This window comes from Pedobacter zeae (assembly GCF_014196715.1).
Lineage (GTDB): Bacteria > Bacteroidota > Bacteroidia > Sphingobacteriales > Sphingobacteriaceae > Pedobacter > Pedobacter zeae.
Window position 1 is genome coordinate 397,131 of the sequence record NZ_JACIEF010000002.1, and the last position, 15,342, is coordinate 412,472.

The following is a 15,342-nucleotide window of genomic DNA, read 5'->3' on the forward strand; positions in this document are numbered from 1 at the left end:
ATGATCAACATAACGAATGAAGATAATATGAGTCTTATGGCTCGTTATCCGGATAAGCATTTTGATCTTGCAATAGTAGATCCACCCTATGGCATTGGAAGTTTTTGGATGAAACAAAAGCACACATACCATTATGGGAAAAAAGAATGGAATAAGAGGCCTCCAAAGCCTAAATTCTTTCGTGAACTTTTTCGTGTATCGAAAAACCAAATAATTTTTGGCGGGAATTATTTTGTAAAACTCCTGCCGGTAACGAATAGCTGGATTGTCTGGGATAAAGGATCAGACGTTTCGAAAATGAATACGTCAGAATGTGAACTGGCATGGACTTCTTTTAAGATACCAATGAGGCGTGTGCAAATTCAATGGTCAGGAGCTAGGAAAGGTTTGGAGACTGGAATTAAATGTATTCATCCAAATCAAAGACCTATTGAGCTGCATAAATGGCTGCTTACCAATTATGCAAAACCCGGATTTAAAATTCTAGACACTCATTTAGGTTCTGGATCTATCGCTATAGCATGCCATGATTATGGTTATGATCTCACTGCTTGTGAGCTGGATAAAGAATATTTCATGGCAACACAAGATAGATTGTCCCGGTACCAAAGACAACAATCATTATTTATATCACAACAAAGTGAACAGGGATCATTATTTGAAACGGGGGTGTACTGATGAGAATCAACAAAAATCAATACAATATTAATTTTGGAAGTTTTGTAGATGCCGAAAATGAAAAATTAAAAGCTGGAATTTTCTTTGCTGGAGGCGGTGGAATATCTAAAGGGCTTGAACCATTCAAGGAATGGATAAAAATAGTTTGGCTACTCAACCATGATGCAATAGCCATAAAAACCTCGTCATTCCATAACAAAGGAACTACTGTTTATTGGTCGGATGTGTACATGCAAGATGAAAAAGAAATGGAGCCGGTTCACTTGGTACAGGCTTCATTAGAATGTGATGCGCATACTGAGGCTAACACTGATGAAATAAAGGATAAAGCCTCTTACGCTATGGGATGGGAGTTTTTCAGATACTTACCGCACTTAAATCCTTTGGTTATTCACATTGAGAATGTACCGGCTTTCAAGAAGTGGGCCGTATTGGATGAAGATGGAAAAGTAATAAAAGGCACTGAGGGTGTTGAGTTTGAAAGATGGAAAAAAGCTATCATGGATTTGGGCTACGAATATAAAGAGTCAATCCGTAATGCTGCAGATGATGGATTACCCACTAGACGTAAGAGATACTTTGCTTTTTTCTATCGTCCAGGTATCGAAATAAATTTTCCGGAAAGTACGCATAATGAGCATGGCACGGACGGAAAAAAGAAATGGAAAGCTTGTCGTGAGTTTATTGATTTAGAAGATACTGGCGTGAGTATTTTCGGACGCAAGTTCAATAAAAAACTGCCGAAACATTTGAGAAAACCATTGGTATCGAACAGTCAAAAGCGTATTGCCGGCGGAATAAAAAAGCAAAATCCGGAATTATATCAGTTCTTATGTAAGTATCATGCTGGTTTAAAATCAGAGCGTTCATATAGTCTTGACGAACCTTTAAGAACTGTGGACACCAGCAACAGGCATCAATTAGTTACTGTTGACGGCGCTCAGTTTCTACAGGACCATTGCCATACTGATGGGTACCAAAACATAGATAGCCCGTTGAAAACTCAACTAACCTGGCAAATTAAACAGCTGGTAACATTGGAAAAATTACAGTTCATCATGGATCATTGTTACTCCGATAAAATTCAGTCCATTGATGAGCCGCTAGGAGTTCAAACAACAAGGCAAAGCAAGCAGTTAGTCGAGGTTGAGGATACATTTGTAGTTCAGTATTATGGAGGCAGTATTCAATCCAATAGTCTTGATGAACCAATTAATACCATTCCTTGCAGGGATGTACATCAATTGGTAAGAGTTGAAAAAATGCAATTTTTGACAACTTACTTTAATAGCAATGGAAATCCGGGCACAAATAATCAATCATTGGATCAACCAATATCAACCATCATGAGTAAGTTAAAACATCAGCTAGTTACGATCCTGGATAATTTCGACATTAAAGTAAGGTTTCTAAAAGCCGAGGAATTAGCTGAATGTAGCACATTTCCGCGTGATTACTTTAGCCATCCGGAACTAAAACTTTCACAGAAGCATGCCATACAATTAATTGGAAATGCGGTGCCTCCTGAATGGATTACTTTTCAAATGAAGGATAATATTCAATCTATGATACAGTACAAAGAATCTAGGAAAACAGCATGATGAAAAACGGGTATAGATCACTTCACCATTCATTCAGGTTCACACCTTATGAATTATCAGAGATGTGCCGGATGTATGCGAACGGCCAGTCTTATAAAGAGATTGGCCAAAAGTTCAACGTTAGCGCACTCGCTGTAGAAGGTCATATATTAAAGCATTACCTGGGCGTAATACCCAAAGAAAACCAAATTAAAATAACTATTAATATGAAAATGGAGGAATAGCATGGCTAGAGAACAAAGAAAAGATGTTGACTATTTTCCGCACAAATGCAATCATTCTGCAGCTCTGCATGTGATAGAAACTAAGTACGGAAATGATGGCTACTGTGCTTACTACAGATTAATGGAAGAGCTCGGGAAAGCTAAAAACCACTACATAAAAATAGCTAATGAAATGACTTTTATGTACCTGGTTTCTGCTTTAAAAGTAAGTGATGAAATTGCTAAAAATATAATTTCAGATCTGGTTAAACTTGAAGTTTTCGATAAGCATTTATACGAAGAATATCAGGTTATTTGGAGCGAAGATTTTACAGAATCTGTTAAGGATGCTTACAGAAATAGAGTCAATCTAATTTTTCAATACAGCGATGTATTGAGTGAAATATCTGGCAAAAACGGTCAATCTAGCGCTAGATTGACGCAAGAAACCGAGAAAAAAGCGCTAGTTATACCTAAAGTAAAGAAGAGTAAAGAAAAAGAAAGTAAAGTAGAGTATAGTAAAGAAGAGAGAGAGAGTAAAAATCAAAGATTTTCACCGCCCTCACAATCTGAGGTAGAAGAATACTTTTCATCAAAAATTAATGAGACTTTTTGGACCGAAACCGAATGCCAAAAAGAAGCGAAAAAATTCGTCGATTTCTATACCTCCAAAAACTGGTACGTCGGCAAAAACAAAATGCAAAAATGGAAGTCCGCAGCTTCCGGATGGATAAACAAAAAAGAAGAATTTAACAATCAAAAAAATAACGGAAATGGAAACAAAAATAGTGGAGGAAATAGCAAAGGCGATCAAAACGGAGATAAAGATTTCGGCCAATTATGATCACATTGAATTGACCGAAGAGGAACTGGCAAAAGCAATACACGATGCCAAGCGTGCAAAAGAAGCCCGGTTAAAAACAGAAGAATACAGCAAGCGACTATTGCAAAAACCTGTTTATCCTAAATGGAATTTTGATGAATTAAAAAAAATGGTTTTGATGAATAACCCGGATTTTATTATTGATGAGCATAACGAGGAAATATTTGACACATTATGCCTTTATTTTTCAGGTGATCAATCGTTCGAAATGCAAGATGATTTTTCGCTTAATAAGGGATTACTTCTTTTCGGCCCAATTGGTTGTGGAAAGACCTCGCTCATGAGAATGTTCCAGGTTAATACATTTAGGCCGTTTACCGTGACAAACTGCCGAAACATTGCCGATAGTTACAGCAAAAACGGATCTGATGCCCTGTTCGAGTATTCACAACTTCAACAGGTTTATCCAGAAAAGAATTTTGGAATATCTCATGCCGGTAGATGTTTTGATGATCTCGGCACCGAAGAATCAAAAAGAAACTTCGGCAACCAGGTAAACGTAATGCAGGACATTATTTACAAAATCTATGACGGCCGTAAGATTGGAGACTTTCATATCACAACTAATCTCAACAGTAAAGAAATTGATGATGATTACGGCTACAGGATCAGGTCCAGAATGCGCGAAATGTTCAATATTATCAAATTCGGAAAGGATGCACCAGATCGCAGGAAATAATGAAACCACAACAAGCAAAAGAGCTGATCAAGTCAATCACCGAACGGGGATGGATTGAAAAGGATGGTGTATTCTACACGCCTGCTCAAGCTTCCGCCCTTGGACTTGCAGACGTAAAGACAAAAAAGTCACAACGGGGACCTGCCAAAATCCATTCTGATCAGAAAGATGCCTTTTGCCATTTCGTAAAGCTGCAGCTCAATTTCGAAATCGTAATGGAGTATCGATTTGACAAAAAGCGAAAATGGAGATTTGATTATGCCAATGAGGAAAAAAAAATTGCAATAGAATGTGAGGGTGGAATTTGGACAGGAGGAAGGCACACACGAGGCAAGGGATATCAAAACGATATGGAGAAGTATAACGCCGCTTCCTTGCAAGGTTGGACACTCATCAGGCGAACACCTGATCAGCTCATCACCTCCGAAACAATTGATTTAATAAAATCTGCAATAAAAATTTTTAATTAATTATTTTTGCATACATTTGTTTACTTAGTTTACAAGACTATGCCACGACTTAAAAAAGCTGATAACCGGACCCATGAACAAAAGCAGGCGGATTTCCTCGAAAATGTTGCTTTATATGGTAATATTACCGAGGCAGCTCGTAAGTCTAAGCTTGATCGTAAAACCATGTACAGGTGGCGATCAGAAGAGCCGGGGTTCGCAAAAGCGTGGGATGAGGCTGCCGAGATCGGGATTGAAGCCATAGAAGATGAAGCCAGGCGCCGAGCTTTCAAAGGAACACTTAAACCGATCTACCAGGGCGGTGTAAAAGTTGGAACGGTAAGGGAATATTCCGATACGCTTTTGATTTTCCTGCTTAAAGGTGCTAAGGGAGCTAAGTATAAAGAGAGGGTACAACATAGCGGCGATGCAGACAATCCAATTGAGCATAAGCATGAAATAAGATCTACAGTAATTTTTGAAGATATGTCGGAGCAAAAAACTCAAAATAGTATTCCAAAAGAATAAAACAATTTAAATCCATTAATATGAAAACCAATGTCGAAATCGGTTTAAAACCAAAATCACCATTCAGCACCAATCTGAAATGGTTCAGAGAGAACGAAAGAATCTCTCAGGCTGCATTAGCTGAAAAAATAGGATCTAACCAAAAGAATATCGCTGCCTACGAATCCGGCCGAGCTTACGCCCCTTATGATATCTTGATTAAGATGGCTGATACATTCGGAATCAAAGTAGACGAGCTAATTCGCGACTTTAACAGTAAGAAGTCAATTCGTGATTTCAATCCTATGAACTAAGGATTCGATCAGCTATAAAATCTAAAGAAAATTATTCAAAAAATAGTCTTGCCTACATCCGTAAATGGGTGGAGGCTTAAGGCAGTATGAGACAATTATTAATAGGCCTTATGGTCTTTGTGGTTGCACTAGGTGCGAGCTGCAAAAAAGAAGAAGTAAAACTGGATGAAAAAGTTAAAGCTAAAACAGAGATCCAGAAGGATCTGAAAGCGCCGGCTAAGCCAAATGTTTTGGCTGTTGAAGATCCCGGGGATGGAGGAATTGGCGGATATCCAGGTGGTGCGAACACTTATCCTCACAACACAGGGATTTGTTATTGCGGGAAATATCCAGTTTGCCATCCTGTTAATCCTGGTGAGCCTCCGATGGATAATCCTCCAAGATAATTAAAGGAAACCCAGCCCGACAGCCAAAAGCTTCGGGCATTTTAGGTAAAAAACAATTAAACAATTAAAATAATGAATAAGCACAACATGATGGTTAATTCTCTCGGAGAGATTAATCGAACTCATATCGAGGAAGCTGTAAAAACAGCCCTAACAGATTCTATTGAATCACGCGGACCATTGGGCTATCGCACCAGGTCGATTTTACTCTATGGTATTAACGGCGATGAACGAGTAAACGGAGTTTCAATAAATCAACACTCTTACACCATAAAAATGCTTATCACAGATAAAGACGGCCAGTTTTTGTTTTATGGCGGCTTCTCAGTTAAAATGAATACTGATTTCATCATTGACAGGCTTTTCGAAGTGTTTTCTCATGTTCACGAATTAATGGATTATTAACGATGAACTACAACAACAACGGTAAACCCATCATAAAAACAAAATACATATTGGCATTAAGTATTATTTTCTTGCTGCTGATGGGATTTTTAATTTTTAAAGGAGGTAAATAATGGATAACACATTAGAAAATAAAAAGAAACTTTTTTGTCAATATTTCGGACAGAAAGTAGTATGCGCAAGCATTAGTGATAAAAGGACATCGTTAATGCATCAAACTACATTTACTTACCCAGATGAGTTTAAAAACCATTGCCTTGTTCTTAAACCCCTTTCATCAATAACAGATGAAGATCAGGACTATATTTTGAGGGATAAAACATGTAATAGTATGGAGTTGGTTCAAGAGGATAAAATTGGAGCGTTTTTTCATAGCGACGTATATGTGACCGACTACCTCCGCTCAAAAGGCTACGCACTTCCCTGGATGGGACTAAGTGTTGAAAAGCAAATAGAATATGGTTGGGTTAAATTGGAGGGCCAGCCGTGAGAAAGTCAAAAAAACAAAAAAGATTCGAAACTAAGCATTGGTTAATGTATAGTTATGATTTTTACAAAAACCTTCCAAAGTCAATTAAAAGCTTGCCAAAAAGGCCTAATCGGTTTAGAATGAAAAAGTTTAGGGGGCTAATACTTGGATTGATTGCCCGTAAAAAATGTGATTTTCTTGGACGAGGTAGTTGCCTTACCAGAGGGATTAGCTTCGATTATGATACAAACAAAATAGGTATTTACACTTCAAAATTTTAAGTCATGACAAACGAACAGGCAAAACAGGAAGCCATTAAAAAGGCTTATGGAGATCACTATGGTATTTTCAAACCAAATGAAAATGGAATAGGCAGTGCTATCGGAGGAATTGACGAAAATAAGTATGAAACTATTTCAAGTGGTTTTGTTAATACTTATCGGCCTAAAGTTTTAAGAGGAATTGAAACTAACAACGGCTGGATCAGAATAGAGCCGGACGGCAGTAATTTGCCGGGCAATATGAGTACATCAAGATTTAAAATATATTATGATTTAATCGATAATCAATATCATGAATCATTTGATGCACTTGGTGTAAGAAATATGTTTAGACAGCACTGTTGCACCCACTACAAACCATTTCAACCAGAACTTAAACCTATATACTAATGAAAACAGCAGAGGAATATTTAAAGGACGAAAATTGCATTAGTAATAGCAATGGGGTTTTCATTTATAAGGGCGGATTCCACCGCATTAATTTGGCTGCTATACTGGAGGATTATGCAAAGCTTTACGCTAACCAAAAGCTTGATGAAGCGGCTGAAAAAGCAAATATAACTACTACCAGTATATTTTTTGGAAACAAACCCGTAGTCGACAAACAATCAATCCTTTCACTTAAAGATAAGGTGTAATTAAACCAGTACTAAAAACCATTAACGATTAAATTATGAAAGAATTACTATTGAACGATGAGCAAGCATTGAATAGAATTAATAATGAAGCTATTGTTTCCAGATACAGGTGCGGCATAATTACGGGTAAGTCAGGTAAAGATTTTGATGAAGCTGCTAAAATAGCTTACCCTAATATAGACTTTAGCAAACAACGTGCATCATTTAAAAAGATAATGTCTAAAGCCAGAATTTAAGCCCATGCAAGTAGAACATAAAATAAAACTTACTCATGCTGAGTTAGTGAATATTGGCTACAGGTTTGTATTGAATAATTTTTCGTGCGGTATAGCTTACAAGGAAATAAAAACTATATCAGCTGAATGTGCTGATGTAATCGGTTTTGGAAGCTATACACATAGTGTGTTAATTGAAGTTAAGGTTTCACGTTCGGACTTCTTAGCCGATAGGAAAAAACCGTTTAGGATTAATCCGGAACGTGGAATTGGCATGTACAGATTCTATATGTGTCCAGAAGGATTGATAAAAACAAATGATTTACCTAAAGGCTGGGGACTTATATGGGTTAATGCACTAAAAAAGCCAAAAATAATTTTTAATCCATTTTGCATGAATAATGAAGCTACAGGCTTACGTGAAAATGGATTTGAAAGAAATATTCAAGCTGAGAGGGATATTTTGTATTCTGCATTAAGAAGAACTTTTAAACGAAATTAAATTATATGGAAAAACAAATTACATGGAAAGAATTAAAAGACTTTGTTAATTCAATCCCCGAAGAATTTTTAGACAAAAAGGTACATATTCTTGTAAGTGATGAAAGCGAAGGTAAAAAGTTAAATGAACCGTTCTTCCTGGAAGAAGATACCTGGTGTCATAAAGACTGCTTTCCTGATGATTGCGGTAAATTGGAGGATTTAAAGTTTATGGATGATGAGTTTGACATAAATAACTATGAAATCATTACCCCAAAAGGTACACCGTTTCTGTGGATAGATGAAATTTAGGTATTAGCCGATTAAATAGGTTAATCGGCTCAATTTTTGTAAATTGCTACTCATGGCAGAAGAAACATTCAGAGTTAAAAGCGGTAATGGTGATGATTTAATCGTTCCAATTGAGGAGTATAAAAAGCTTCGCAATAAGATCCGGGCAAGGCTGCAGCAGTTTTACAAAGAATGTGAGTATAAAGACGCCGGCATAGACGATGAAGATATACTTTTCTTTTGCACCATATACAGCAAACAGATCATAAAGAAGTTCAATGTCGCTGAATGGCTAGATGCCGAACGATCAGGTAAGTTTAATGAAAAGTATTACGAGTTCACAAAAAGCGGCAAAAAATCATCCGTAGGTATTAGTGCTATCGCCGGTAAAGGGGATGGGAAGTTTAGAAAGAAGAAATATAATTAATCCGGTTAGTTCAATGAAAGAAGGTCGCCCACAGAGGCGGCAAATGCGTGAATGAAAGGTAGCGCACCGGTTAGCCCTGGGCAAGTAATTGTTCAGGGCCTTTTTATTTTATTGTAAGTCCTTTTATATCCTTAGCTAAATCTGTAAGGACCTGAATTGCTTTTATCGCATCTTTCTCATTAAATGATCGACCATCTGTTTCCTTAAGTTTCCTGTTCAAGTAAGATGCCGCCGCCGCATTAGTTGGGTAAATAGCCTTTGCTATCGTTGCCATATTCAATTTATCGCAACTCAATAAAAATTCTTTCACGTTCATGCTGTAAAAGTATAAAAATAAAAGTGAAATAAAAAATTCACAAAATATTTTGAAATGTGAAATTATTATTGTACATTTGTTATGTCCAAAGCAATGAAGCTTTGAATATAAAAACCATGTCGAAATGTTATTAACAGAAAAACACAAAAAAGCATTAGTCCAAGAGCTTATAGAAGCCAATGAATGCTTGCAAGAGGTTCAAAAAGATATTGATACTCAAAACTGGACTAGCGAAGAATCAAAGGCATCGCAAGAGGTTTGGAGAGAAGTAATCTGGCAACGTGTAAAGTTTATCAGAGAAAATCTCGAAAGATTAGATGTGTACGGATAAACAAATTATCGCCCCGCCCTGAAATAAAGGCGGGGATTTGGTGGTAAACAGCAATTGGGCTGTTGTTGAATTGAAACCAGGTATTGAAATAATTACGAACAGTAAATGAATTATAAAGAGACGCAATAGGTAAAAACGTCTGCCTCGTATCCTAACCCCAACGCTTAGCAATAGGCTTGGGGTTGGGGCAGTAGACGGCAATGGAGCTGTCGTTAAATTGCAGGAAAATGAAAACTACTTATTTTAAAACAATAATTCAAAAAACAACAAATGAACACAGTATTTTAATAGCTGTCATTCCAAACAACATGCTAGGTGTTGAATTACCAAGTATATGTGAAATGCAGGCTTTTATGATGCCAAAAACTATTTACACAGGGACTTATCCGCAAATAAAAATTAATATAGATACGCTTACGGATAGAAGCGACTTGAAAGGACAAGGAATAGCCGGAATAGTAGCTCAACCGACTTGGTTTACTAAGGTAGAAGAATCTGACGATTTAATGGGCATATCTATTTAATGACCCTTACTGCAATTGCGGTAATGTTAGCGCGACACTCTTAGGGGTTCGCGCTTTTCAGGTACCAGGGCAATGGAGCACTGGCGTAAATATAAAAACTATGTCGAAAATCACTTATTCAATCATCACCGCATTGGTAGCATTTGCAGTGTATGCACTTTACATATTCTTTACATCCGGTAGTCCGCAAACATCAACTGAGCTATATATCTTAGGATTTATTGCGCTTTTACTGGCTTTCATATTAATTCCAACAAAACCAAGCTATACGGGTTACCGTAATGGTTTGAGGGCAAGATGGTATAACTTTAATCGCAAGTAAGCCATGAAAATAATCAAATTAACAGATCAAGAGGTTGATGACCTTAAGAAAGCCCTGGTTATTGCAATGAAAACTATCGATGAAACAACTACCGGAAAAGGATCTGACATGATATTCGCTGATAGACTCGAAGTTTTAGAAAACAAATTAGCTGGAGTTTAATTAAAGTAATGAGGGGTGAAATTCCCCTCTTAAATATTATATTTGAAATTATGAGTCAAAGAGGTAATTATAAAAGTCAATTAATTGAGACAATGGAATTTGATACAATTCCTTCATCATTGAGGCTTTATGGTATGCGGTTTAAGGATTTAGGATTAGCAAAAGATAAGCTATTTTACGAAACTATTTCAACTACCATTGGTTATTCTGGTCTAAAGGCAAGTATTGCAGAAAGAAACCTTTTAAGAGCTATCTTAAAAACTTCATTGTTCAAAATCTTACTAAAACTTCAGTATCGGCAAAATATCCGATAAATTCAATTATCGGCTAATTACCCGATAATAATTATATTTGCGTACTAAGTATGCAAAAAGTAGCAACGCCAGTATTTTCATTTAATAAAGAGTTTAAGCCTGTATTCTTCTCGAATGCCAGGTATAAGCATCTTTGGGGTGGCCGTGCACGTGGTGGATCTCACTGTGCAACTGATTACTATTTGCATAAGATAACACAGAAGGAATATTTTCGTGGGTTATTTGTGCGATCGATATTTGGCGATATCGCCGGATCACTTTTTCAGGATTTTAAGGATAGGCTTTCCGCTCAGGTCGAAGCTGGCAATCTGAATGAGGATGACTTTGCTATCAATGACAGTAAGAAAACGATCCTTTACAAGCCTACCGGTAATACGATTATTTCAAAAGGCTTTAAAACCGCTTCAAATAAATCATCAGCAAAGCTAAAATCTATCGCCGGTATTACCCATGTTCTTATCGAAGAGGCCGAAGAAGTAGACGAAAGTGACTTCAATAAGCTGGATGACTCCATTCGTACTAATAAGATCGATAACATCGAGATAATAATGCTTTTCAATCCACCTGGTAAAAACCACTGGATAATGAAACGCTGGTACAACCTTACGCCTGCAGTTAATTCCGTTGGTGAAGAGATCGAAGGCTGGTACAGGGCCACACCAAAAACTAATCCTGATTTACTATCAATTCATACTACATTTTTAAACAACCTAAAAAACTTAAATGCTAAAACGATATCGAAATATCATCAGTATGGCGATCCAGAATCACCAATGTACAATGAAGATTTCTATTACCGTGATGTTTTAGGTTTAGTTTCTGAAGGTGCAAAAGGTAGGATTTATAAGAAGGTTAAACCATGTACTGCAGCTGAATATGATGCCCTGCCTTATGAGCCTTTTTATGGCCTTGACTTTGGTTTTTACCCAGATCCGGCCGCATTCGGCGAACATAAGAGGCATAATAATACGCTTTGGAGTAAGCAGTTGATTTATGAACAGGATCTAACCAATCAACAACTTGCGGATAGGATAAAGCAAGTTATAAAACATCCAAATTCCCCAATTTACGCTGACTCAGCGGAAAGTAAGTCAATTCAAGAGCTTATTGACGAACGGTTGAACGTTTATGGAGCTGTTAAAGGTCCAGATTCGATTGATTTTGGCATTAAAAAGCTTCAGGGTTTGACATGGTTTATCGTAGAGGATTCAAAAGATTTTTGGTTTGAAAACCAAGAATATAAATACCAGATTGGATCTGACGGCCTGGCCACAGGTAAGCCAATAGATAAGCATAACCATTTAAAAGACCAGGCGCGCTATGCAGTTGTTACGCATGAGATTTACGGGGGAGGAGAAAGGCAAACGGGTAGAAGAAATTAATTTTCAATTTGATTACTAAATAAACAAAAGTTTGCAATCAATTATTTTTTCTATATTTGAACATTCAAGGCATTAACGCCTGTTCTTTAAAATATTCTCGCTACGGGACTGCGAATAATTATTCACTTTAAAACTTTTAAAAATGAACTTATTCAACTGCCCGTTAGATGAAGCTCTAACAGAGATTGTACGCCAAAGCTGCAATTTTAAGATTGGCCAAGGCGCTAAGCTTGTATTTGGTATTATCGGATCAACTGCGCCATTTACCCCAACCACAATCCTAACAAAAACTGCTTGGGATGCCCTTGTAACCGCAACTGATGAAACAAAGATCGTAGTTACGAACTACATCAACAATCTTGTTATTCCTGGTACCGATGCGGTGGAGGAGGGTGGCGAAACCAACCTTAACCGTATGCCTGAACTTATCGATGGCGGCAATGCTGCGGCAACTTTTAACCCTCGTGGTATTGAGCCGGCAATCAGAGCAGCTATGCAGAAATTAACACCTTACAGTGCTATCCAGCCGGGCGTTACTGATTTAGGCTTCTTTATCATCAACTCTGATGGCGATATCGTTTGCGATGCAACTAATGTTTGGATTCCGGTTTATAACTTCTTTTTAGGTGATTCAGATGTTGTTGCTGAAAAAGGTAAGTCTAACTCTTCTATTGGCAAGTTCATGCTTGCTTTCGGTTGGTCAAACAACCTGAAGAAGTACACTCCTTCTTTTAACATTTTGGCCACTTATCCAATTGCTGCGTAATGATTACGCAGGTCATTTTAGAATGCCCTGATCTTCCAGAAGGCCGGGCATTCTCCCTTGAGCATGCCAATCGATTACTCAAGGTGCAGGGGAAAAGTCCTAACGGTTGGAAATTAAAAGAAGGTCAAAAATTCGATATCGACGAAAATGGTGTTATCATCAGAGCAAGTAATAGAGTTAATAAAAAACAATCCCAACAAGGAAGCGGTAACGAAAGCGATAGCCCACGAGGAGAGGGTGAGGTTTCATAGCCAGCTTTCTGAGTGTGTTGCGGATGCATCTACCTATTACACAAAGTTTTTAGCAAAGATTAAAAGCATACTCCCTGTAGATAAATATACTCGGTTTACCCAGGTTATGGATTTCCCTTTGCCAACTACCGAGCTGGTTGATGTGATCTTCTCTGAACTTTCCAAAGTATTCGATGCTCAAAATAAGCATTTAAGTTACCAGTTTACCAGGCCTGAGATTCGCGATAACTTTACCGATTATCTTGACTGGTTAGAGTTTAACCAGTTCTGGGAAAATGATTGTTTCGAAGCAATACGTAATCACCCGAATTGTATTCAGGTTATCGATATGCCTGTTATCCAGAATGGCAGCCGTCCGGCTCCATACGTTTTCAACTTGTTTATCGAACGGGTTTTGTCGTTAATGGTTAACGAAGATGGTAATATCAGTTTTGTAGCCTATCGGGACGATGCCGGCGTAATTGCTATTGATGAAAATTATTACCGGATTTATTCAATTCAAGGTCAGGATTTAAACACTTTAACTTTGGTAAATGAGAACAGGCATTTTTTAGGTTATGCACCAGCTCGTTTCTTAATTAAAGACAGCATTGGTAATACCGAAGTCGTTAAACAAAGTCCAATCACAAAGGCCTTATGGGCTTTTGATCGTTTATTGTTCCGAATTATCTCAGGTGAAAACCTCGAAGATTATGCAGCATATCCAATTTATTCGATTTATGATGACGGTTGTGACTATAAGGATGCTCACGGTAACAGTTGCCAGGGTGGGAAAATTACCGGTTTCAATTTAAGGGAGAATGTAGAATATACGAAAGATTGCCCACGATGCAAAGACAACTTTTACTTGGGCCCTGGTACTATTCTCACGTCTAAATCGCCACGTACCAAAGATTCTGCCGACCTACTTGATCAGGTTAAAATTACTTCAGCTGATGTTGAAAGCCTAAATTACATCAATGGGGCTGTTGATCGCCGTAAAGCTTCTATCCTAAATTCATGTGTGGGTGCTGATCGAGAAGCACTAACCGGCCAGGCTCAAAACGAAAAACAAATTCTATCTACCTACGACACCAAACAGGCTATTTTGATGAAGCTTAAACGCAACATTGAAAAGGCTAAGAAGTTCGTAATTGATACCATGGGTAATTTGAGGTATGGCCCGGCTTACCTCGGATGTACTGTCGATGAGGGTTCAAAGTTTTACCTGGCAACATCCCAGCAGCTGCAGGAAAAATTAACCAATGCAATTGATAACGGAGCTTCACAATATGAGATTTCTTTAATCAAGGAAGAGATTTACCAAAACGAATACCGGAATAATCCGGAGCAAATGCAGCGGATCGAAATACTCAAGCGGTTAGAGCCTTATTGCGATTTAAGCTTTGATCAGGTCCTGTCTTTAAAAGATAAAACATCTGTTAGTGAAATTGATTTGTTTATTAAGTTTAATTTTGCATACTTTGTATGCAAATTCGAAGATGAGAACGGCAGTATAACCGATTTTGGATCATTATTGCCAATGTCTAAGCGGATAGAAGTAATCAAAAATCAATTGTATGAGTACGCAAAATCAGAATTCAAACAACCAACCGCAACAGTCGAAAGCTGAGAAAGAAGCGGAAGCCGCAAAAGCGGAGGCATTGGCAGCAAAAGAAGCCTATGAAAATAAGCTGAAAGATCTCGAAGAAAAAGAGGCCGCTGAAAAGGAAAAAGCTGAGAAAGAAGCGGAAGCCGCAAAAGCGGAGGAAGATCGAATCATTGCCGAAAAAAAAGAATTGGATGCAAAGGCTGCGGCCGAAGCTGCAAAGCCATGGAAACTAAAACACAACGGCGAAGTGTATGAATATCCGGCAAGTGAAAAGAAAAATTTCATTGTTCGTCATTCGAGAATGTTTAAAGCGCCATCTGGAGAAGAAATGGAAGATCCAGGGTCTATCCGAATTCAAATCTACCGCCCGGAAGTTTACGCTGATCTTATTCATGAAAATGAAAAAGTTGGAAAGCGCAATGCTTTTGTTCAAGGAGGTGAAAAAACCATCGTTTTACACGATCCAACTAAGTAATT

General features: G+C 37.7%; 27 protein-coding genes. 26 read left to right on the top strand and 1 reads right to left on the bottom strand.

Annotation, left to right across the window (positions count from 1 at the left end):
• The 16 genes from GGQ60_RS08120 to GGQ60_RS08195 all read left to right on the top strand — a co-directional run bounded on the left by GGQ60_RS08120 (position 1) and on the right by GGQ60_RS08195 (position 8,906).
• Positions 1-678, top strand: a complete 678-nt coding sequence (locus tag GGQ60_RS08120; RefSeq protein WP_183762159.1) for a DNA methyltransferase — start codon at positions 1-3, stop codon at positions 676-678.
• A complete protein-coding gene (locus tag GGQ60_RS08125) occupies positions 678-2,279 on the top strand; it encodes a DNA cytosine methyltransferase (RefSeq protein ID WP_183762161.1) in 1,602 nt (533 codons plus the stop codon). The genes GGQ60_RS08120 and GGQ60_RS08125 overlap by 1 nt, the downstream gene beginning before the upstream one ends.
• Before the next feature lie 225 nt (positions 2,280-2,504).
• Positions 2,505-3,326: a DUF4373 domain-containing protein gene (locus GGQ60_RS08130; protein WP_183762163.1), complete on the top strand. Its 822-nt coding sequence runs from the start codon at positions 2,505-2,507 to the stop codon at positions 3,324-3,326.
• Complete coding sequence (locus GGQ60_RS08135) at positions 3,256-4,044, top strand: P-loop NTPase family protein (protein ID WP_183762166.1); 789 nt, start codon at positions 3,256-3,258, stop codon at positions 4,042-4,044. Before GGQ60_RS08130 ends, GGQ60_RS08135 begins: the two co-directional genes overlap by 71 nt.
• Complete coding sequence (locus GGQ60_RS08140) at positions 4,044-4,514, top strand: PDDEXK family nuclease (RefSeq protein ID WP_183762169.1); 471 nt, start codon at positions 4,044-4,046, stop codon at positions 4,512-4,514. Before GGQ60_RS08135 ends, GGQ60_RS08140 begins: the two co-directional genes overlap by 1 nt.
• A gap of 39 nt (positions 4,515-4,553) precedes the next feature.
• Positions 4,554-5,021: a terminase gene (locus tag GGQ60_RS08145; RefSeq protein WP_183762172.1), complete on the top strand. Its 468-nt coding sequence runs from the start codon at positions 4,554-4,556 to the stop codon at positions 5,019-5,021.
• Positions 5,022-5,041: 20 nt separating this feature from the next.
• Entirely contained in the window at positions 5,042-5,314 is a 273-nt protein-coding gene (locus GGQ60_RS08150; protein WP_183762175.1) for a helix-turn-helix domain-containing protein, read from the top strand.
• An 86-nt stretch (positions 5,315-5,400) separates the two neighbouring features.
• Positions 5,401-5,700, top strand: coding sequence for a hypothetical protein (locus tag GGQ60_RS08155; protein WP_183762178.1), 300 nt, complete (start codon positions 5,401-5,403; stop codon positions 5,698-5,700).
• Positions 5,701-5,772: 72 nt separating this feature from the next.
• On the top strand, positions 5,773-6,105 hold the full coding sequence (locus tag GGQ60_RS08160) for a hypothetical protein (RefSeq protein WP_183762181.1): 333 nt from the start codon (positions 5,773-5,775) through the stop codon (positions 6,103-6,105).
• 112 nt (positions 6,106-6,217) lie between these two features.
• On the top strand, positions 6,218-6,595 hold the full coding sequence (locus GGQ60_RS08165) for a hypothetical protein (protein WP_183762184.1): 378 nt from the start codon (positions 6,218-6,220) through the stop codon (positions 6,593-6,595).
• A 263-nt stretch (positions 6,596-6,858) separates the two neighbouring features.
• Positions 6,859-7,245, top strand: coding sequence for a hypothetical protein (locus GGQ60_RS08170; RefSeq protein WP_183762186.1), 387 nt, complete (start codon positions 6,859-6,861; stop codon positions 7,243-7,245).
• Positions 7,245-7,493, top strand: a complete 249-nt coding sequence (locus GGQ60_RS08175; protein WP_183762188.1) for a Rossmann-fold NAD(P)-binding domain-containing protein — start codon at positions 7,245-7,247, stop codon at positions 7,491-7,493. Before GGQ60_RS08170 ends, GGQ60_RS08175 begins: the two co-directional genes overlap by 1 nt.
• Before the next feature lie 35 nt (positions 7,494-7,528).
• A complete protein-coding gene (locus tag GGQ60_RS08180) occupies positions 7,529-7,729 on the top strand; it encodes a hypothetical protein (protein WP_183762190.1) in 201 nt (66 codons plus the stop codon).
• Between the two features lie 4 nt (positions 7,730-7,733).
• The gene (locus GGQ60_RS08185; RefSeq protein WP_183762192.1) at positions 7,734-8,210 is read left to right on the top strand and encodes a hypothetical protein; all 477 of its coding nucleotides are present in this window, start codon (positions 7,734-7,736) and stop codon (positions 8,208-8,210) included.
• A gap of 5 nt (positions 8,211-8,215) precedes the next feature.
• Positions 8,216-8,500, top strand: coding sequence for a hypothetical protein (locus GGQ60_RS08190; RefSeq protein ID WP_183762193.1), 285 nt, complete (start codon positions 8,216-8,218; stop codon positions 8,498-8,500).
• A gap of 52 nt (positions 8,501-8,552) precedes the next feature.
• The gene (locus GGQ60_RS08195) at positions 8,553-8,906 is read left to right on the top strand and encodes a hypothetical protein (protein ID WP_183762195.1); all 354 of its coding nucleotides are present in this window, start codon (positions 8,553-8,555) and stop codon (positions 8,904-8,906) included.
• A 103-nt stretch (positions 8,907-9,009) separates the two neighbouring features.
• On the opposite strand, the gene GGQ60_RS08200 is transcribed toward GGQ60_RS08195, so the two are convergent.
• On the bottom strand, positions 9,010-9,222 hold the full coding sequence (locus tag GGQ60_RS08200) for a hypothetical protein (RefSeq protein ID WP_183762198.1): 213 nt from the start codon (positions 9,220-9,222) through the stop codon (positions 9,010-9,012).
• 124 nt (positions 9,223-9,346) lie between these two features.
• Between GGQ60_RS08200 and GGQ60_RS08205 the strand changes: the two genes are divergently transcribed.
• The 10 genes from GGQ60_RS08205 (at position 9,347) to GGQ60_RS08250 (ending at position 15,340) form a co-directional block, all read left to right on the top strand.
• Positions 9,347-9,553, top strand: a complete 207-nt coding sequence (locus GGQ60_RS08205) for a hypothetical protein (RefSeq protein ID WP_183762200.1) — start codon at positions 9,347-9,349, stop codon at positions 9,551-9,553.
• Between the two features lie 227 nt (positions 9,554-9,780).
• Positions 9,781-10,077, top strand: coding sequence for a hypothetical protein (locus GGQ60_RS08210; RefSeq protein WP_183762202.1), 297 nt, complete (start codon positions 9,781-9,783; stop codon positions 10,075-10,077).
• Positions 10,078-10,177: 100 nt separating this feature from the next.
• A complete protein-coding gene (locus GGQ60_RS08215) occupies positions 10,178-10,399 on the top strand; it encodes a hypothetical protein (RefSeq protein WP_183762205.1) in 222 nt (73 codons plus the stop codon).
• A 3-nt stretch (positions 10,400-10,402) separates the two neighbouring features.
• The gene (locus GGQ60_RS08220) at positions 10,403-10,561 is read left to right on the top strand and encodes a hypothetical protein (RefSeq protein ID WP_183762209.1); all 159 of its coding nucleotides are present in this window, start codon (positions 10,403-10,405) and stop codon (positions 10,559-10,561) included.
• Positions 10,562-10,569: 8 nt separating this feature from the next.
• On the top strand, positions 10,570-10,875 hold the full coding sequence (locus GGQ60_RS08225) for a hypothetical protein (RefSeq protein WP_183762212.1): 306 nt from the start codon (positions 10,570-10,572) through the stop codon (positions 10,873-10,875).
• A 50-nt stretch (positions 10,876-10,925) separates the two neighbouring features.
• A complete protein-coding gene (locus GGQ60_RS08230; protein WP_183762215.1) occupies positions 10,926-12,257 on the top strand; it encodes a PBSX family phage terminase large subunit in 1,332 nt (443 codons plus the stop codon).
• Positions 12,258-12,399: 142 nt separating this feature from the next.
• Positions 12,400-13,023, top strand: a complete 624-nt coding sequence (locus GGQ60_RS08235; RefSeq protein ID WP_183762217.1) for a hypothetical protein — start codon at positions 12,400-12,402, stop codon at positions 13,021-13,023.
• Complete coding sequence (locus GGQ60_RS08240) at positions 13,023-13,274, top strand: hypothetical protein (protein WP_183762220.1); 252 nt, start codon at positions 13,023-13,025, stop codon at positions 13,272-13,274. The genes GGQ60_RS08235 and GGQ60_RS08240 overlap by 1 nt, the downstream gene beginning before the upstream one ends.
• 106 nt (positions 13,275-13,380) lie before the next feature.
• Positions 13,381-14,886 carry a hypothetical protein gene (locus tag GGQ60_RS08245; protein WP_183762222.1) on the top strand — a complete coding sequence of 502 codons (1,506 nt, stop codon included), beginning with the start codon at positions 13,381-13,383 and terminating at the stop codon, positions 14,884-14,886.
• The gene (locus GGQ60_RS08250) at positions 14,834-15,340 is read left to right on the top strand and encodes a hypothetical protein (RefSeq protein ID WP_183762224.1); all 507 of its coding nucleotides are present in this window, start codon (positions 14,834-14,836) and stop codon (positions 15,338-15,340) included. The genes GGQ60_RS08245 and GGQ60_RS08250 overlap by 53 nt, the downstream gene beginning before the upstream one ends.
• Positions 15,341-15,342: the final 2 nt, after the last annotated feature.

Excerpts from the sequence above, each read along its gene's own strand:
- GGQ60_RS08125 (WP_183762161.1), top strand. The coding sequence starts at position 678 with ATGAGAATCAACAAAAATCAATACAATATTAATTTTGGAAGTTTTGTA.
- GGQ60_RS08155 (WP_183762178.1), top strand. The coding sequence starts at position 5,401 with ATGAGACAATTATTAATAGGCCTTATGGTCTTTGTGGTTGCACTAGGT.
- GGQ60_RS08210 (WP_183762202.1), top strand. The coding sequence starts at position 9,781 with ATGAAAACTACTTATTTTAAAACAATAATTCAAAAAACAACAAATGAA.
- GGQ60_RS08140 (WP_183762169.1), top strand. The coding sequence starts at position 4,044 with ATGAAACCACAACAAGCAAAAGAGCTGATCAAGTCAATCACCGAACGG.
- GGQ60_RS08185 (WP_183762192.1), top strand. The coding sequence starts at position 7,734 with ATGCAAGTAGAACATAAAATAAAACTTACTCATGCTGAGTTAGTGAAT.
- GGQ60_RS08235 (WP_183762217.1), top strand. The coding sequence starts at position 12,400 with ATGAACTTATTCAACTGCCCGTTAGATGAAGCTCTAACAGAGATTGTA.
- GGQ60_RS08165 (WP_183762184.1), top strand. The coding sequence starts at position 6,218 with ATGGATAACACATTAGAAAATAAAAAGAAACTTTTTTGTCAATATTTC.
- GGQ60_RS08220 (WP_183762209.1), top strand. The coding sequence starts at position 10,403 with ATGAAAATAATCAAATTAACAGATCAAGAGGTTGATGACCTTAAGAAA.
- GGQ60_RS08175 (WP_183762188.1), top strand. The coding sequence starts at position 7,245 with ATGAAAACAGCAGAGGAATATTTAAAGGACGAAAATTGCATTAGTAAT.
- GGQ60_RS08170 (WP_183762186.1), top strand. The coding sequence starts at position 6,859 with ATGACAAACGAACAGGCAAAACAGGAAGCCATTAAAAAGGCTTATGGA.
- GGQ60_RS08180 (WP_183762190.1), top strand. The coding sequence starts at position 7,529 with ATGAAAGAATTACTATTGAACGATGAGCAAGCATTGAATAGAATTAAT.
- GGQ60_RS08150 (WP_183762175.1), top strand. The coding sequence starts at position 5,042 with ATGAAAACCAATGTCGAAATCGGTTTAAAACCAAAATCACCATTCAGC.
- GGQ60_RS08205 (WP_183762200.1), top strand. The coding sequence starts at position 9,347 with ATGTTATTAACAGAAAAACACAAAAAAGCATTAGTCCAAGAGCTTATA.
- GGQ60_RS08240 (WP_183762220.1), top strand. The coding sequence starts at position 13,023 with ATGATTACGCAGGTCATTTTAGAATGCCCTGATCTTCCAGAAGGCCGG.
- GGQ60_RS08225 (WP_183762212.1), top strand. The coding sequence starts at position 10,570 with ATGAGGGGTGAAATTCCCCTCTTAAATATTATATTTGAAATTATGAGT.
- GGQ60_RS08120 (WP_183762159.1), top strand. The coding sequence starts at position 1 with ATGATCAACATAACGAATGAAGATAATATGAGTCTTATGGCTCGTTAT.
- GGQ60_RS08230 (WP_183762215.1), top strand. The coding sequence starts at position 10,926 with ATGCAAAAAGTAGCAACGCCAGTATTTTCATTTAATAAAGAGTTTAAG.
- GGQ60_RS08145 (WP_183762172.1), top strand. The coding sequence starts at position 4,554 with ATGCCACGACTTAAAAAAGCTGATAACCGGACCCATGAACAAAAGCAG.
- GGQ60_RS08130 (WP_183762163.1), top strand. The coding sequence starts at position 2,505 with ATGGCTAGAGAACAAAGAAAAGATGTTGACTATTTTCCGCACAAATGC.
- GGQ60_RS08190 (WP_183762193.1), top strand. The coding sequence starts at position 8,216 with ATGGAAAAACAAATTACATGGAAAGAATTAAAAGACTTTGTTAATTCA.
- GGQ60_RS08215 (WP_183762205.1), top strand. The coding sequence starts at position 10,178 with ATGTCGAAAATCACTTATTCAATCATCACCGCATTGGTAGCATTTGCA.
- GGQ60_RS08245 (WP_183762222.1), top strand. The coding sequence starts at position 13,381 with ATGGATTTCCCTTTGCCAACTACCGAGCTGGTTGATGTGATCTTCTCT.
- GGQ60_RS08160 (WP_183762181.1), top strand. The coding sequence starts at position 5,773 with ATGAATAAGCACAACATGATGGTTAATTCTCTCGGAGAGATTAATCGA.
- GGQ60_RS08250 (WP_183762224.1), top strand. The coding sequence starts at position 14,834 with ATGAGTACGCAAAATCAGAATTCAAACAACCAACCGCAACAGTCGAAA.
- GGQ60_RS08135 (WP_183762166.1), top strand. The coding sequence starts at position 3,256 with ATGGAAACAAAAATAGTGGAGGAAATAGCAAAGGCGATCAAAACGGAG.
- GGQ60_RS08200 (WP_183762198.1), bottom strand. The coding sequence starts at position 9,222 with ATGAACGTGAAAGAATTTTTATTGAGTTGCGATAAATTGAATATGGCA.
- GGQ60_RS08195 (WP_183762195.1), top strand. The coding sequence starts at position 8,553 with ATGGCAGAAGAAACATTCAGAGTTAAAAGCGGTAATGGTGATGATTTA.